General features: G+C 65.3%; 10 protein-coding genes. 2 read left to right on the forward strand and 8 right to left on the reverse strand.

The window, feature by feature from the left end; translation table 11 throughout:
• The coding region (locus tag NCS67_RS15495) for a hypothetical protein (RefSeq protein ID WP_250435639.1) at window positions 1-252 on the forward strand (252 nt) is incomplete at its 5' end.
• Here the strand turns inward: NCS67_RS15495 and NCS67_RS15500 are convergent.
• The 3 genes from NCS67_RS15500 to NCS67_RS15510 form a co-directional block, all read right to left on the reverse strand.
• Window positions 234-590, reverse strand: a complete 357-nt coding sequence (locus NCS67_RS15500) for a host attachment protein (RefSeq protein ID WP_250435640.1) — start codon at window positions 588-590, stop codon at window positions 234-236. The two genes, NCS67_RS15495 and NCS67_RS15500, sit on opposite strands and share 19 nt — an antisense overlap.
• Before the next feature lie 123 nt (window positions 591-713).
• On the reverse strand, window positions 714-2,210 hold the full coding sequence (scpC, locus tag NCS67_RS15505; RefSeq protein WP_175979195.1) for a succinyl-CoA:acetate CoA-transferase ScpC: 1,497 nt from the start codon (window positions 2,208-2,210) through the stop codon (window positions 714-716).
• Window positions 2,211-2,479: 269 nt separating this feature from the next.
• Window positions 2,480-4,558 (reverse strand): FUSC family protein, encoded by a 2,079-nt coding sequence (locus NCS67_RS15510; RefSeq protein ID WP_250435641.1) that lies wholly within the window; start codon window positions 4,556-4,558, stop codon window positions 2,480-2,482.
• 133 nt (window positions 4,559-4,691) lie between these two features.
• On the opposite strand from NCS67_RS15510, the gene NCS67_RS15515 reads away from it, so the two are divergent.
• On the forward strand, window positions 4,692-5,651 hold the full coding sequence (locus NCS67_RS15515; protein ID WP_033537142.1) for a LysR family transcriptional regulator: 960 nt from the start codon (window positions 4,692-4,694) through the stop codon (window positions 5,649-5,651).
• A 1-nt stretch (window position 5,652) separates the two neighbouring features.
• Here the strand turns inward: NCS67_RS15515 and NCS67_RS15520 are convergent, their stop codons facing one another.
• The 5 genes from NCS67_RS15520 to bcsZ all read right to left on the reverse strand — a co-directional run bounded on the left by NCS67_RS15520 (window position 5,653) and on the right by bcsZ (window position 15,679).
• Window positions 5,653-6,336, reverse strand: coding sequence for a Fe2+-dependent dioxygenase (locus NCS67_RS15520; RefSeq protein WP_008353646.1), 684 nt, complete (start codon window positions 6,334-6,336; stop codon window positions 5,653-5,655).
• A gap of 63 nt (window positions 6,337-6,399) precedes the next feature.
• Window positions 6,400-8,613, reverse strand: coding sequence for a TonB-dependent receptor (locus NCS67_RS15525; RefSeq protein ID WP_008353644.1), 2,214 nt, complete (start codon window positions 8,611-8,613; stop codon window positions 6,400-6,402).
• 401 nt (window positions 8,614-9,014) lie between these two features.
• The gene (locus tag NCS67_RS15530; RefSeq protein WP_175979197.1) at window positions 9,015-9,968 is read right to left on the reverse strand and encodes a LysR family transcriptional regulator; all 954 of its coding nucleotides are present in this window, start codon (window positions 9,966-9,968) and stop codon (window positions 9,015-9,017) included.
• Window positions 9,969-10,037: 69 nt separating this feature from the next.
• Entirely contained in the window at window positions 10,038-14,543 is a 4,506-nt protein-coding gene (locus NCS67_RS15535; protein WP_250435642.1) for a cellulose synthase subunit BcsC-related outer membrane protein, read from the reverse strand.
• Window positions 14,537-15,679: a cellulose synthase complex periplasmic endoglucanase BcsZ gene (bcsZ, locus tag NCS67_RS15540; protein ID WP_175979199.1), complete on the reverse strand. Its 1,143-nt coding sequence runs from the start codon at window positions 15,677-15,679 to the stop codon at window positions 14,537-14,539. Before bcsZ ends, NCS67_RS15535 begins: the two co-directional genes overlap by 7 nt.

The following is a 15,679-nucleotide window of genomic DNA, read 5'->3' on the forward strand; positions in this document are numbered from 1 at the left end:
GGGTGTAACTCCAAACCCCCGCTAAATCTCCGGAGGAAAAAGCTCGCGGGAGGGCGGCGCGGCCGCGGGCCCCCGCCCCCCCCCCCCCCCCCCCCCCCCCCCCCCCCCCCCCCCCCCCCCCCCCCCCCCCCCCCCCCCCCCCCCCCCCCCCCCCCCCCCCCCCCCCCCCCCCCCCCCCCCCCCCCCCCCCCCCCCCCCCCCCCCCCCCCCCCCCCCCCCACCGCAAGCGTCGTTCAGGGCCGATTCAGTTGACGGCCGATATCGCGCGTGCCGAACTTCGACGCGTCGTTATCGGCTTCTTCATAGACGAGCTTGAGCGTTTCGACGCTCAGATATTGACGCAAGAGGCCCAAAAATTTTGGCTCGACCGCGAGACGCAGCCGGTCGAATCGTTGATGCAAGCGGCTCCGTTCGAGATAATCCGCGACGGCCCGCGCGAACTTCTCACGATCCATTTCTGCCGTTTCGGTCGCGCGCGGCGCGGGGTTCCTGAGGTCCTCGACTTGCCGCAAATCCAGCTTCAATCCCTGCGTTTCGAAGATCCGGGCACGGCTGCCGTCGGCGGCGAGAACCCAGGTGATGGCGGTCATGATGCTCCTCCTGTTCGCCAGCCCAAGCGGGCTCCCGCCATTGTGCGCCTAATCTTCGTTTAGCGGCTTCGCTGTCGCCCCGCATTCGTTTTCGCGGCGCAGCAACGCGCGCGCGAATGTGCATCAAGGCAGCATCGAACCGCTCGCTGCGAAGCGCGTGTGGAACGAAAACGCCTGATCGAGACGATGCGGCGTATGTCCGCCGAGCGCTGCTGCATCGCGGTAATAGTCGCGCAAAAGATCGCGATAGAGCGGATGCGCGCAGTGCTCGATCACGCTCATCGCGCGTTCGCGTGGCGCGAGGCCGGTGAGGTTGGCGAGCCCGCGTTCGGTCACGACGATATCGACATCGTGTTCGTTGTGGTCGCAATGGGGCACCATCGGCACGATGCTCGAGATACGGCCGTCCTTCGCGACCGATTTCGTCGCGAACACCGCATACGCCGCATTGCGCGCGAAGTCGCCCGAGCCGCCGATGCCGTTCATCATGTGCGTGCCGCCGACGTGCGTCGAATTCACGTTGCCGTAGATGTCGGCTTCGAGCGCCGTGTTGATCGCGATGAGACCGAGGCGCCGAATCACTTCAGGATGATTGCTCACTTCCTGCGGCCGCAGCACGAGCCGGTCGCGATAGCGTTCGATCTCGTTGAACACTTTCTCCTGCCGTTGCGCGGACAGCGTGATCGACGCGCCCGATGCGAACGTCGCCTTGCCTGAGTCGAGCAGATCGAAGGTCGAGTCTTGCAGCACTTCGGAATAGATCGTCAGCGCTTCGAACGGCGACGCCGCGAACCCCGACAGCACAGCGTTCGCAATGGTGCCGATGCCGGCCTGCAACGGCGGCAACTGTTTCGGCAGACGCCCGCGCGAGACTTCATGCTGAAAGAACTCGATGAGATGACCGGCGATCAACGCCGTGTCCTGGTCGGCGGGCAACACGGTGGATGCGCTGTCCGGCTTGTCGGTGATGACGATCGCGGCGATCTTCTCGATCGGAATCTCGATGGCGGCCGCGCCGATCCGGTCATGCGGGCGCACGATCGGCAGCGCTTCGCGCGCGGGACGGCGCTCGGGAATCCAGATGTCGTGCAGGCCTTCGAGCGAGAGCGGCTGCGCCAGATTGATCTCGACGATCACGCGTTCGGCGAGGATCGCGAAGCTCGCGGTATTGCCGACCGAGGTCGTCGGCACGATGCCGCCGCTCTCGGTGATCGCGGCTGCTTCGACGATCGCGAGGTCGAGCTTGCCGAGGCGATTCGCGCGCAGCAGTTCGACCGTCTCCGACAGGTGTTGATCGACGAACATTACGTCGCCGCGGTTGATCGCGCGGCGCAAGGTCGTGTCGACCTGAAATGGCAGGCGTCGCGCAATCGCACCGGCTTCGGTCAGGATGCGGTCCGTGTCATGACCGAGCGATGCGCCCGTCATGAGCGTGATACGCAACGGTTCGTCTTCCTCGCGGGCGCGGCGCGCGATTTCGAGCGGCACGGCTTTCGCGTCACCCGCGCGCGTAAAGCCGCTTGCGCCGACGATCATGCCGTCGCGAACGAGTTGAGCCGCTTCGGCGGCCGTGGTGATTTTTCCGCGCAACGCGGCACAGCGAATACGATCTTCGTACATCGACGTCTATCTTCAAGAGCTTCGTTTAACCGAAGGCGATTATAGGTAGCGCGGTTTGCCGTCGAAATCGCAACGTTGAAAGACATTGTTCCAATGCCGTGCGACATTGCGCTTTGTCCAAATCGATGCACGCAAGCGCGTTCGCACGCGCCACGAAAGTGCGGCAAAAGAGCGCGCTGGCGAAAAATCGATTCGACTATAAGACGCGCGACGCCGTGGATTAACCGCCGGACCAGGAAGTCAGCTTTGCATGGCGAGGAAGGATGCGTTCAGCGATGCGCGTCGAAGGGCGCATCCGGATCCACCAGCGCCGTGCGGACGAAGTGCAGGCACGCGAGCACGCGCTGCACCTCGCGCCGCGCGTTGCGTTCGTCGCGCGTGCGTTCGAGCATGTCTTCTGCGATCACGATCGACGCGACGACCGAAGCTATCGCGCGACGCAGCGTCCGGCTATCCGGCGTGCGGAACAGCACGGCGATATCGTGCAACACACGCGCGAGCGACGTGCTCCACGCGATGCGCAATGCATCGGGAAAGCACGCCGTATGCAGCGCGCGGGAGTCGCGCCGAAGATCGATCATCGCTTGTCCGACTTCGAGCGTGACGAGCATCCACAGAAGCGCATGCCGATGTTCACGCGAGCGTCGCGTGAGCAAGGCGCGCAATTGCGACATCAGATCGTGCGTGCCCGAATGGAAGCGCTCGCCGAGTCCCGCGAGCTTGCCTTCGCATGCGAGCGCCGCTTGCGCGCGCAATTGCGCGAGCGTCTTGCCGACGAGCCAACGCGTGCGTGGCGGCACGATGACCGCGCACGCGATGGCCGCGCCGAGCATCGCGACGAGAACGGCAACGCCGTTGTTCAGCAACAGGCCCGGATCGTAGACGATGCGATTGTCGGGCGCGGCGAGCAGGCAGAAGAACACGCAGAAGCCGATGCCATAGCCCGCGCTCGACGGACGCATCGCGAGAAAAGCGCCTGCCGCGAGCGGCGGCGCGAGCATCGCGCACAGGAGCGCCAGGCCGTCGATCGCCGGATACACGCGGCACAGATATGCATATCCGATGACGATCGCGAGCGCCGCACCCGCGGCCATCTGCGCGATGAATTTCGAAGGCCGCGCCAATGCCGACGACAACGCGCACGCGAGCGTCGCGCCGATGACGGCGTAGCCTCCGCTCGGCCACGCCGTCACGATCCAGAACCAGGCCGTCGCCGCGATCACGATGCCTGTACGCATGAAGGTCGCGACGACGACGAAGCGGCTGGTCCGCGCGTCGTATCGCGGCGCCGCGCGATGGTTCGGAATCGACAGATAGCGAATCGTATCGGCGATGAAGCGATACAGCAGCTCCGCCGATGTCGTGAAATCGAGTTGCGTCGCGTGATCGGTGTGAGGGAGCGCGCGTTGTGCATCGCGCAGGCGTTTCGGCAGCGTCGCTTTGTAGCGCTCCAGATGTTCCTTCAGCGCTTCGCGTTCGAAGTTCTGCGCAAGCTCTTCGAAGAAGGGCGCGAGTGCATCGCTCGCGCGCAGGCGCTTCATCGATTGATCGAGCGCATGCAGGCGCGCGCATGCGTCCATGAAGGCGCTGTTCAGTTGCGCCAGCTTGCCGTTGCCCTGACGCATCGCGGGCGACTCATACGTGGCGAAACCACGCGTCGCTTCGAAGCCGACGATCTCATCGACGAAATCGGCGAAGCGGCGTTCGCGCGCGATACGCGAAAGACGTCCGCGCAATACGTCGGCGGCGAATGCGGCGAAACGCATCCGGCGCGCGTCGAGCGACTGCGTGAGCGTCGCGCTCGCATGACGCGGAAACACGAGCGCGCTCACCACGCTCGAACACACGATGCCGAGCATCACTTCCGCACCGCGCGTGAGCGTTGCGATGAGCAGGCTGTTCGGATCGGTGACGGCGGGAATGCCGATCAGCGCAGCCGTATAGCCCGCGAGCACGAAGCCATACCAGCGAAAGTGCCGGTAACGCACGGCGAGCGCGGTGCACGCCGCGACCCATATCGTCAGCGCGAGCGCATGAAGCTCGGGCTGTTGCACGAACACGGCGCCGAGCGCGAGCGCGGCGATCATGCCGAGCGCCGTGCCCGCGAAACGATAGACGCTCTTCGCGAGCACCATGCCGGAGAACGGCTGCATCAGGACGAAGGTGGTCGTCATCGCGACGCGCGGCTGCGGCAATTCCAGCCGCATCGCGATGCTCATCGCGATGAACGCGGCCAGCAAGGTCTTTGCGAGATGCAGCCAGACGTGGCCATCGGTGACGAGCCAGTCGCGCATCGACAGGCGTGCTTGCTGGAGCGACATGCTGACCGCCGATAGTCCTCTCGTCATGAAGGCGCCGATTGTAGGCAAGCGGACCGGGCGGATTAATGTGCAAATCAGGGAACATTCTTTCCTGATTCAACAACAATCGATCGCGCGCCAAGGCGGACAATAGCGCTTCCGAAGTGAATGTGACGGTTTGATGGACACCCTACAGAACATGCGGGTTTTCACTCGCGTGATCGAAGCCGGCAGCTTTACGGCTGCGGCTCAGTCGATGAACTCGACGACCGGCGCGATGTCGCGCGCCGTATCCGAACTCGAAGCCCATTTGCGCACGCGCCTGATGAACCGCTCCACGCGGCGTCTCGCGCTGACATCGGCGGGCGAGCGTTATCTGAAGCGCGTGCGGCAGATTCTCGCCGATATCGACGGCGCCGAAGAAGAAGCAAGCTGCGCGTATGAGCATCCGACGGGCACGTTGCGCATGTCCAGTTTCGCGAGCGTCGGACAACATTACATATTGCCTGCGATCGCGCGATATCGCGCGCTCTATCCCGATGTGAAAGTCGAACTCACGCTATCGCAGCGCATGCCCGATCTCTTCGAAGGCAGCAGCGACGTAGCGGTGGTGTCGGCGGGCGCGCTGTCGGATTCTGAAGTGATTTCGCACAAGCTGGGCGAGACCTTCAGCATTCTGTGCGCGTCGCCGGAATACATACGTTCGCGCGGCGCGCCCGACGTGCCCGCCGATCTCGCGCAGCACGATTGCCTCACGCTGCAGACGCCCGCGTTTCCCGCGCGCGAGTGGACGCTCGAAGGGCCGGAAGGCCGCGAGACGATGCAGATCAGCGGAACGGTGCAGGTGAACATCGCGGAATCGCTCGTCGTCGCGATTCGCGAAGGCATGGGCATCGGCATGTTGCCGCTCTATGCTGCGATCGAAGGCTTGCGCAATGGCTCGCTCGTGCGCGTGCTACCGCAGCACACGCTGCAGCGCACGAATCTCTACGCGCTCTATGCGTCGCGCAAGTTCGTCGATGCGAAGACGCGTACGTGGGTCGAATTCCTGCGCGCGCATCTTCCCGACGTAATCGCGCGCGATGAAGCGTTGCTCGCGGAAGTGGGCCGAACGCCATCGAAGGTTCTGCGCGCCGCGTGAATCACGTATCGCTCCACATGCGCAACAGGTTGTGATAGCAGCCGACGAGCGTGCGTTTCGCGCTTTCGTCGCCGTTGGTCGCATTCAGGCGTTGAATGGAGTTGTCGAGATCGAAGAGCAGCGCGCGTTGCGCATCGTCGCGCACGAGGCTTTGCGCCCAGAAGAAACTCGACACGCGTGCGCCGCGCGTGACGGGCCGCACCTGATGCAGGCTCGTCGCGGGATAGACGATCGCATGTCCCGCGGGCAGCTTCACTTCCTGCACGCCGTACGTGTCTTCGATGATGAGCTCGCCGCCGTCGTATTCGTCGGGCGGCGTGAGAAAGAGCGTGATCGATACATCGGTACGCACGCGCGCGCCATGCCCCGGCACGATGCGGATCGCGCCATCGACATGACTGCCGAAATGCATGCCGCCTTCATAGCGATTGAAAAGCGGCGGATACACGCGATTGGGCAGCACCGCGCTGATGAAAAGCGGATGACGCTCCAGCACGCCGACGAGCGCGTCGCCGAGTTCGAGCGCGATCGGCGAGCCTTCCGCGATCTGCATGTTGCGCTTGACCGGCGCGCCCTGATAGCCGGCGGTCGCGCGGCCATCGACCCATGAGTCGCTTGCTTCGAGACGCGCGCGCATTGCGGCGGCGTCCTCGGGGGAGAGCACGTTCGGTATCGAGAGGATCATTGTTATTGCCTTCGCGAGCGCGCGCCATGAGTCGCATGGCGCGCGCATTCGCATCACATCACATCAACGGAAGCGGTAATTCAACGTCGCGATGAACGTGCGGCCGAGACCCGGCACCGCGCGTCCGCCATCGGACGGAATCAGGGCGTCGTAGTACTTCTTGTCGAACAGGTTCTGCACGTTGAACTGGATATCGTAGCGCTTCTGATGATACGCGGCCATCGCGTCCCAGCGCACGTAGCCGCCCGCTTGAACGAGATTGTTGTTCGCCGCGTAGCGCGACGATACATACGAAGGCCCGCCGCCGATCTGCCATACGGGCGTGAAGTCGTACGTCGTCCACAGCGTCAACATGTGCTTCGGCGTGTTGGCGGGCGTGTTGCCTTGCGTGCCGTCGAATGCCTTCAGGATGGTGCCATCCATGTACGTGTAGCCGCCGAACATCTGCCATTGCCGCGTGATGTGGCCGGCGATGCCGAGCTGATAGCCGCGCACGCGCACGTCGCCATCGAGTGAATAGCTGCCGTCCGAAGCGAGCGTGCGCGCATTGGTCTTCTCGATGTTGAAGAGCGATTGCGTGATCGACAGGCCGCCGTTCAGCAGATCCCACTTCGAGCCGATTTCATAGGACTTGTTGTGCTCGGGCGGCAGGTTTTGCTGGCCGTTGGTGAGCGTGAGCGCTTCGAGCGACGGATCGAACGACGTGCCGTACGAGACGTAGTACGACTGCCAGTCCGTCGGCTGCCATACGACGCCTGTGCGCACGCTCGTGAAATAGTTCGTCTGCGTCGCGTAACCGGGCTGATTGATCGAGTTGTTGATCGCCGCTTCATAGCGGTCCCAGCGCACGCCGCCGATCCACTTCCAGTGCTCGCCGATCGAGATGGTGTCGTTCAAATAGACGCCGATGCCGTTCGCGCTCGACTCCGCGAGATTGGTCGCCACTTCGCGATAGTTCGCTGGACGCGGCACATACGCCGGATCCACGAGCGGCACGATGGCGAGCGTGTTCGACGGCAGACCCGGCGTGGTCGCCGTGAAGGTCTGGTTGCTATACGTTTCGTGACTCAGATCGACGCCCGCGAGCATGTCGTGCTTCAAGGGGCCGGTCGCGAACTTGCCTTGAACGTCGGTCGTGTTGTAGACCGAGTGATCGTTGATGGTGCGGTCCTTGCCTTGCAGACGCACGAAGAGCGACGAGAGCGGCAGCGTCGTGTAATTGCCGTTCGAGAGCGCGGGCGACGTGCCGAGCGGGCCCGTCAGCACGGCCGCCGCGTTGGTCGCGCGCGCTTCGGTGCTGTAGTGGCTGAACTGCGTCTGGTTGCGCAGCGTGAACATGTCGTCGAAGCGATGTTCGATGCGCGCGTTCACCGTCTGCACATCCTGAATCGTGCGGTCGTCGGTGAAGCCGTAGAAGGTCTTCGTATCGACGGGCGCGGGATGGCCGTTCAACGGCGGAATGCCGTAGTCGGGCTGATCGCGGTTGTGCTGGATCAGCGCCGACAACGTCACCTGCGTCGGCGTGCCGATGCCGAATTTCACTTCGGGCGCGATGCCGTAGTCCTTGTTGATCATCTCGTCGCGCGTCGAGCCCATCGACTGGCCGAACGCGTTGATGCGGAACGCGGAGGTATCCGTCATCGGCTGATTGATATCGACCGTCGTGCGATAGCGGTCGTGCGTGCCGGCTTGCAGCGAGACATCGGCGCGCGGATTCAGCGTCGGCTGCTTGCTGACCTGATTGATGACGCCGCCCGTCGAACCGCGCCCGAAGTACAGCGACGACGGCCCGTACAGCACGTCGATCGATTCCAGATTGAACGTATCGCGATAGTACTGGCCGCGATCGCGGAAGCCGTCGAGATAGATGTCGGTGCGCGCCGAGAAGCCGCGCAGGTTGATGTTATTGCCGATCTGGCCGCCTTCGGCCGCGCCGAGCGTGACGCCGGGCACGTTGCGCAGCGCATCGGAGAATGAGCTCACGGCCTGCGATTGCAGCACCGCCTTCGGCACCACGACGACGGCTTGCGGAATGTCGCGCAGGGCGGTCGGCACCTTTGCGCCGACGCTCGACATCTCCGGCTGGAAGTCGGGCGCGTCGGCCTGACCCGTCACCTTGACGGCGGGCAGGGTCGCGGTTTCGGGTGCGGCGGCGGGGGGCGTGTCTTGCGGTGCGGCTTGTGCGGATTGCGGTGCGGTCTGGGCGTAAAGCGGCGCGGCCATGGGCACGGCGGCAATAGTCACCAATGCCGCAGCAAGCGGCGTCTTTCTCAACATGTCGTTTTCCCGATGCTTGTTAGTGAAATTCAAATCGGCAGCGAAGCGGGTTTTCGACTGCCGACGTTGACCGATCCGAGATCGAGGCGAAGGCGGGCGACGTCGTCGAGAAAGAACCGGCGGCGGCGCCCTGAGAGCGCACGTCGCGCTCGACGGGCGTCATTGAGTCAACCTATCGGCGCGATGGTGTTAAATGCGAATCAGTATCATTACATGTCTCAGAAACATTTGGAAATATCCTAGTTTCGCGACGGGTCTTTTTTGCGCCTTTTGTGACGGCGGCGCAACGTAAGATTCTGTAAGGTTGGCTTTGGCGCTTGGGCGGCGCCGCTGAAGGCTTGCTGGACGGGATTGAGCGGGCGAGCAGCAGGCGATGAAGAACGACGCTACGACGAAGCGCTTCAGAACCCCGCGACGCCCGATGTAACGAGCGAGTAAGGTCCGCTCGTCAATTGCTGTCTGAGAAACTCGATGCACACGCGAATCTTCGCCGAATGCGACGAGCGCGCCGACGTCACCGCCCACACGTCCGCGCGCTGCCGATAAGCCGGCAGAACGGGCACGAGACGGCCGTTTTGAAGACTGCCGGCGGCGTCCCAGATCGAGCACATCACGATGCCGAAACCTTCCTCGGCCCACTGCCGCACGATGTCGCTGTGGTTCGAAGCAATCGGCCCGGTCACTTTGACGCTTTCCTCGCCGTTCGGCCCGGCGAGCCGCCAGACGCCGAAACGCTGATCGCGCCCGCGAAACAGCAGGCAATCGTGATGCGCCAGTTCGGCCAGCGTTCTAGGCGTGCCGCGCCGTTCGAGATACGCGGGCGCGGCGGCGAGCACGCGAAAACTGTCGACGATCTTGTGCGCGATCAGATGCGGCTCCAGCACTTCGCCGACGCGAATGTCGATATCGAAGTTCTCGCCGACGAGATCGACGCGCCGGTCGAGCAGTTCGAGCCAGATTTCCAGCCCCGGATGGCGACGCCGTAGCAAGGTGAGCGCGGGCGAAACATGCTCGCGCCCGAGCCGCAGACTCGTGCCGATCCGCAAGACGCCGCGCGGATCGTCGAGGCCGGCGAAGGCGTCGGCCATGCCCTGGACGTCGTCGAGAATCTTTTGCGCCCATTGGAACGCCGCTTCGCCGTCGCTCGTGATGGACACGCGACGCGTCGTGCGCGTGAAGAGCCTGACGCCGAGACTCGTCTCCAGCATCGCAATGCGCTTGCTGACGTGCGCCGGCGAGATGCCGGTCTCGGTCGCGGCGGCGATGAAGCTCGAACGCCGCGCGACGATGCAGAACAACTGCAAGTCGCGCAGGAATTGGTCGTTGTTCGCGACGAGCGCGCTTTGCGTTTTCATTCGAACGATTTGGCCCGCTTGCGGCAGTGGATCAAGCCTAGCCGCAAGCGCGGCGCACGCGCAAGAACATCAGTTCGACAGCGACAGATACGGCGAGCTGAACGCCTGCGGCGGAAACACCGGCTGCGCGGCGCCCTGACGCGTGAAGCTGTAGCGCACATAAACGGCGGCGAGCCACTCGCGATACTGATACGCGTTGCCGAACGATGCCGTCGCGCCGAACGCGAGTTGTGGCGCGAGCTGGTATTCGCCCGTCGCGCTGAGCGAATACGACACGCCCGTCTTGCTCTGGCCGGGATAGACCGCGCCCGCATCCGGCGTCGCGCCGGAACTCGCGGCTCGCGCCTGATACGTGCCGTTCGTCGGGAAATAGTCCGACGCGTCCTGCCGATAATGCTGCACGCCGATCGAACCCTTCAGGTCGTACGTGAAAAGCCCCGTGCGTCCCATGTATTCGACCGGGAAGTTCAGGATCACGTACTGCTGCGGGCTGAAGTAGCCGCCTTGGCCATACGTGAAGTACGACAGGTTCTTGTCGTAGTGCATCAGCGTGGTGTTGGCGCCGACGGTCAGCGTCTGGTCGGCATCCTTGATGAGACGCGTGTAGATGCCGCCGCCGCCCTTCACCGCGTTGTTGGTCGCGACCTGATTGCCGTCGAGGAACTGATACGCCGCGTTCACGTAGACGCCGCTCGTGCCGTCGTCCCAGCCGAGGTCGGCGCGCGCGCCCGTCGATGTCACGCCGCCCCATTCGAGGTTCGCGCCCTGATCGCGCGCGCCGGCGTACGAAAGCAGGCTGTCGGTGACGGCGCGGCGGGCGACGGCGAGCGAATACGACACCTTGTCGGTGATTGCGTTCTGATACTGCAATCCGCCGACGACATTGGTCTCGCGAAAGCCGAGCGGCGTCGTGCCGACATCGCCCTTGAAGTTGCGGTTCTCGTAGCCGAGCGAGAGCCCGACGCCCGTCGCCGTCTGCGAGCCGTAGTTGTTGGTGGGCGGCGTGGCGGTCGCGCCGAGGCCGGAGCCGAAGCGCGCGAGCGTGTTCGGCTCGCTGCTCGCGGTGCCGGCGTCGAGCGTGACGGGCGTCGCGCGCACGATGACGTGGCCGTTGCCGGCCTTGATGCGGCCTTCGATGGGCGCTTCGATATCGGTCAGGTTCGAGAGGCCGTCCTCGCCGTCGCGGCTGCGGAAGATGAGGCCGCCGGAAATCGTGCTCGCCTGCTCGCGATTGATCTGCGCGAGTTCCTCCGCGACGCCCGCCGTCTGCGAATTCGCGACCGGCGCGGGAACGCCGCCCGTGCTCATCGTCGCGGCTGCGGCGGCGCGCTGCGCGGGTTGCGCCTGCGACGGGTAATAAGGCTGCGCGTAGCCCGCGGGCGGCTGCGGGATGTACTGCTGCTGCGCGTACTGCGGCGGCGCGTATGGCTGCGGCGCGTACTGTTGCGGCTGCTGGTAATAAGGCTGCTGCTGCGGCGGCGGCGCGCCGTAGGCGTACGGATCGGCGGGACGCGTCGTCGCGGTCTTGGGCGATGACGCCGGCTTTTTCTTCGAGCTGGCGGGCAGCGCCGCGTTGTACGCATTGGCTTGCGCCTCGCGCGCGCCGGGCGACATCGGCCAGGGCTCGGCATACGGATCCTGCGCGGCGTAAGGCTGCTGCTGATACGGCTGCTGTCGATACTGCTGCGGCTGCGGATAAGCCGGCTGATACCCGCCATCCTGTCCCGGATACGGCTGCAACGGCGCGCCCGATTGACCCGAGCCATACGCGTCGGGTCCGTAGCCGCCGCTCGGCATCGGACGCGGCGCGGCGTTGGGCATCGTCATCGGAGCGGAGGACGGCGCGACGTAAGGCACGGAATACGGCGCGGGCTGAGGAGGCGGCAAATAGTTCGGCACGGGCTGCGAATAACCTTGAGGAAGGGCCTGACGATAAGACGCGTCCGATGCGAGCGCCGGGTTCGACGCCGTATCGACGGCCGTCTTGCCTTCGAACGGATTGGTGCCGGGCAGCGGATTCGAGCCGACACGGCTCATCGCGGTTTCCCAGCCGGGCGGGACATTGCCGCGTCCCTGCGCGGACGCCGCCGGCGCGGGCGTATTCGCGGCGACGAGCGAGCGTTGCAGGAACTGCGCGGCGAGATCGAGCTTGCCTTGCGCGCGATACATCCGGCCGATCGCGGCGAGCACGCCCGGATCGTTCGGCGCGGCTTCGTACGCCTGATTCGCGTAGGTCTGAGCGAGCTTGAAATCGCGCACGCCGCTCGCCGCCGACATCGCCGCCGTCTGCAAGCCGATATCGTCCGGACGGCGCGACAGCGCTTTTTGATAGCACGAGAGCGCGTTGCGGTCATCGCCCGCCGATGTGTACATGCGGCCGAGCGCCGCCTGCAGGTCGGCGTTGTCGGGCATCGCGGCGAGCCACGGCGCGATCACGTCGTAGGCGGCGGCGAGATCGCCTTGCCGGCGCACGACATCCGCACGCGCGATGACGATGCCCACGTTCAGATTGTTGAAGTCCGCGCGCTGCTGCGTCGTGAGCGGCATCGATTGCAGGCGGCGCATTACGGAGCCGAGTTCGGCTTCCTGCTGCGTCGCCGACAGAATGCCCGCGTATTGCAGCAGAAGACCGGTGTCGTTCGGCGCATTGGCGATGGCGCCGCGCACGAGCGACAACGCCCGCGCCGGATCGCCCGCCTTGACGTAGGCCGATGCCACCGCGCCCATCAATTCCGCATTGCCCGCCGCAACGGGTTCCGCGCGGCGCAGAATCGCGAACGCCTGCTGACGCTGACCGGACGTAGCGGCGCGCGTCGCGAGATCGGCCTGCTGATGCACCCACAGGCGATGTTGCAACGCGGTCATCGCCGGCGTGCGTTGCGCGGCCGGAATGCGGTCGAGTTGCGCGAGCCCGGCCGGCCAGTCCTGCGTTTCGGCGGAGAGCAGCGCGCTCGCGTAGAGCGCGTCGGTCATGTCGGGATGCGTGGCGAGCAGGCCGTCCATCATGCTGCGCGCATTGCCGACCGCGCCCTGACGCACGTAGATGCGCGCGAGATCGAGCCGCAGCCACGGATCGTCGGGATTGTTGAGCAGCGCGTCTTCGAAGAGACTGCGCGCCGCACCGAGATCGCCGCGTGCTTCCGCCGCGCGCGCCTGTGCCGCCTGCGCTTCGCCGCGCAGCTTGTTGATGCCGCCGGCCTTCGCCTGCTGTTCCGTGTTCAGCCGATTGGCGAACTCGAGCGCTTCGTCGCCGCGCCCTTGCGCGGCCAGTGCGCCGACGAGTCCGCGAATCGCATCGGGATTGTCGGCCTGGCGGCGCAGCGCCATGCGATACGCCGCTTCCGCGCCGCGCGGGTCGCCGTTCGCGAGCAGCATTTCGCCGAGCAGCACTTGCGCGGTGACTTCGGACGGATCGGTTGCGATCGCGCGTTCGAACAGCGCCTTCGCTTGCGCGATCTGGCCGTTGCTGCGCGCGCCGATGGCATCGCTCGTATAGGTCCAGTAGGTCGCGCTCGTGAGCGCGTCTTTCCAGCGCGCCGCATTGCCGGCCCGCGACGCGCGTTCGAGATACGTGCGCGCTTCGGAAAAACGCTCCTGCTTCAACGACGCGACGCCCATGCCGCCGAGCGCATCGGCGTCGTTCGGATTGCTCGCCAGCACCGACGAAAAACGCGCGCGCGCCGTCACGAGGTCGCCGCGATCGAGCGCGGTGAAACCTTCCGCGACGGTCCGTCCGCGCGCATCGACGGCGGCGTCGGCCTGCGAGCGCTCGCGTGCCGACTTGTCCTGCTGCACCATCGAATCGAAGCGCGCTTTGACGGCGGCGTCATCGGGCGCGACTTGCAGATACGCCTGATAAAGCGGCGCATCCGATGCGCGCGCGCCGAGCCACAAGAGCGCCTGCCGCCAGCTTTTTTTCGCGTCGGCGCCGACAGCGCTGTCGCCCGACAACTTCGCGAGCCGCGCGATGCCGTCGCGCCGCGTCGTATCCCGATACGTCAGATGCTGCGCATAGGCGAGCTGATAGCGCGGCTCGTCGGGATTCTCGCGCGCCAGTTGTTCGAGGCCGCGCCGCGCTTCGTCCCAGCCTTGCGGCGTGGCGGCGAGCGCCTGGTAATACTCCAGCTGAAGTCCGGGCGTCGCGGGCTTGCCGTCGATCGCGCGCTTGTATTCCTGCACCGCCGACGCGCTTTGTCCGCTTTGCGCGAGACGCCGCGCGTCGTTCACGGTCTGATCGCGCGAACTGGTTTCGCCAAGCCGCCGGCCGAGTTCGTCGATGTTCGGATAACTCGGCGCGACCTGGCGCAACTGCGCGAGATACTGCTGCGCGCCGCTGCCGTCCTTGCGATCGGCGAGCACCATGCCCATGCCGAAAAGCGCATCGGGCTGCTTTGGATTGATGCGCAGCACTTTCTGCCACGCCTGTTCCGCGAGATCGCCGCGCTTGTGCGCCTGCCAGTATTTGCCTTGATCGATGAGCACGTTCAGCGGATCGGCGGCGGCCTGCGCGAAGGCCATCGCCGGTGCGGCGCAGATCAGCGCCGCGATCACGCGTTTTCTGGTCTGGATCAGCATGCGCTTCTCCAGTTCGGCACGAGACGGCCGTTTTCATCGAAGCGATATCGACCGTCGATGAAACCGCCGCCAAAGAGACCGAGCACGCGATCGTAATAGACCGGCTCGCGTCCCGCGCCCGGCGGCGCGGTCAGCGCTTCGAGATGCGCGCGCGCGAGGCCCAGGCCGCGTTCGTCGTTGAGCGCCTTGAAGTACGGCGCGAGCGCGGCCCAGTAAGACAGCGGACCTTCGCCCGTCGCCGCGCCGGTCGTCACGTTGACCTTTTCCGGCGGAAAGCCCGCCTGCGCGACGCTCTGGCGCATGCCGCCGAGCGCATCGAGCCACGGACGCGCGAGCGGATCGCCCGGTGACGTCATGCCGGCCCACAGATAGACGCGGATCGCGTCGTAGCTGCCGACATCGCCGTTCTTCGGATCGACGACGAACCGGCCGTTCTGATACGCGGCCCAGTCCGGCGCGTAGCCGCGCGGCGACGTCACCTTGATCGTTTTCGCGGCGCTCTGCGCGAGCTTCGTCCACGGGCCGTCGGGCATGTCGTGCGCGAGCCCGCGCAAAACCGGCAGCGGCAGATAGCTCGGATTCAGCCGCGTCACGTCGCCGATGCGAAAGCCTTGCGGACCGGGCAGAAGCATCGGTCCGAGGCCGGGCAGGTCGACGGTTTCCTGCTTCACGATCTGCGTCGCGAGCGCGTAGGCGAGCTTCGTGTACGCCGGTTCCTTCCACAGGCGACCGGCCTGGAAGAGGTCGTACGCGATCCACACATCCGAGTCCGACGCCGAATTCGGGTCCATCACGCCGAACGAGCCGTCCGGTTTCTTGCCCCATTGCCATGCGGGCAGACGCACGTTATTCGAATCGAACTGATTGGCCGACAAGTTCGTGCGCGTCCAGCCGAGCACCCGGTCGAAGGTCGCGCGGTCGTTGGCGACGAGCGCGAAGAACAGCGCGTAGGACTGGCCTTCGGAGGTCGTCTGCTGCGCTTCGGTCGAACGGTCGATCACGCGGCCATCGGCCTGAACGACGCGCTCCACGAACAGCCGATACGCGGACCAGTCGCATTGCTGCGCCGCGTTTGCGCCCGTCACGGACGCGGCAATCGTTGCACCAGCGAAAATCTTGGCGGTCGATACCCGCAT

The sequence above is a fragment of the Caballeronia sp. ATUFL_F2_KS9A genome, from assembly GCF_023630765.1.
Classification (GTDB): Bacteria; Pseudomonadota; Gammaproteobacteria; order Burkholderiales; family Burkholderiaceae; genus Caballeronia; species Caballeronia zhejiangensis.